Below are 913 nucleotides of genomic sequence, written 5' to 3' on the forward strand. Positions count from 1 at the left end.
CGTTCGTTTTCGCTGGCAAAAACACTCGGTAGCGATTTGGGACAATCGCGCCACCCAACACTACGCAGTAACCGATTATGGCGACGCGCCCAGACGGTTGCACCGCGTCACCGTTCAGGGTGACAGTGCTCAGTAACACCTAACGGCGTTCAGGAGCGGGTATATTCATATAGATTATTACTATGCCCATAAAGCGTGATTTGGCGTTGCAGCCGAAACCCTAGCTTTTCAAGCAAGCGGTTGGAGGGTTGGTTGTCCGGTAAGGTCACCGCTTGAACGGTATTCAGTCCGCTCGCTATCAAGGTCTCCTCAAGCACCGCCTCGGCGTTGACACAAAGGTAATTGACGCTACATACCGCGCTGACAGCGCTTCAGGCTTTAGTAAAACAAACCCTGATTTTCGCCCATCGCGCAGGTTGTCGAGCGCGCCAATCTTGCGAAGCGTTTTGGCCGCCGCATAAAGGTTTGCAGATTTAACATTGTGATCCTCCGCTGCTTCGCGTAAGCGACTTACCTTCCGAGCGACAGGTAAAAAGACTGCTTTTTGGTAGTTGGCATAGGGACCTCCAGGTTGAGGCCAGTAATTTTCGCGGTGCGAAAAATATTATTAGATGGGGTTCGTGGAGCGCTTAGATTCAATCGAGCATGGGGAGCACAGGTGCTTGTTGGGATAATGCAGTCGTGGAGCGATTCTTTGGCAACCTAATGCATGATTGATTGTACCAAGTGTTTCAACCAACGCGAGAGCATGCGATTGCCGACATCAACGATGTTCAGGAACTACAACGTAGAAAGACCTCACAGTGCCAATGATGGCAGATCGCCAGTGGATTATGAATTTTATGTGAGAAAAGTGCACGGAAATGGTGTCAACGCCAGTTTAAAATTGACCCACTTATCGACGTTATCGCCG

Annotated in this window: 1 protein-coding gene; it reads left to right on the forward strand. The window is 50.2% G+C overall.

The genetic code is table 11. From position 1 onward, the window contains the following. The coding region (locus C7A19_RS03735) for a TauD/TfdA family dioxygenase (RefSeq protein WP_201264061.1) at window positions 1-136 on the forward strand (136 nt) is incomplete at its 5' end. Window positions 137-913: the final 777 nt, after the last annotated feature.

The organism is Salinivibrio sp. HTSP, assembly GCF_003390965.1.
Taxonomy (GTDB): domain Bacteria; phylum Pseudomonadota; class Gammaproteobacteria; order Enterobacterales; family Vibrionaceae; genus Salinivibrio; species Salinivibrio kushneri.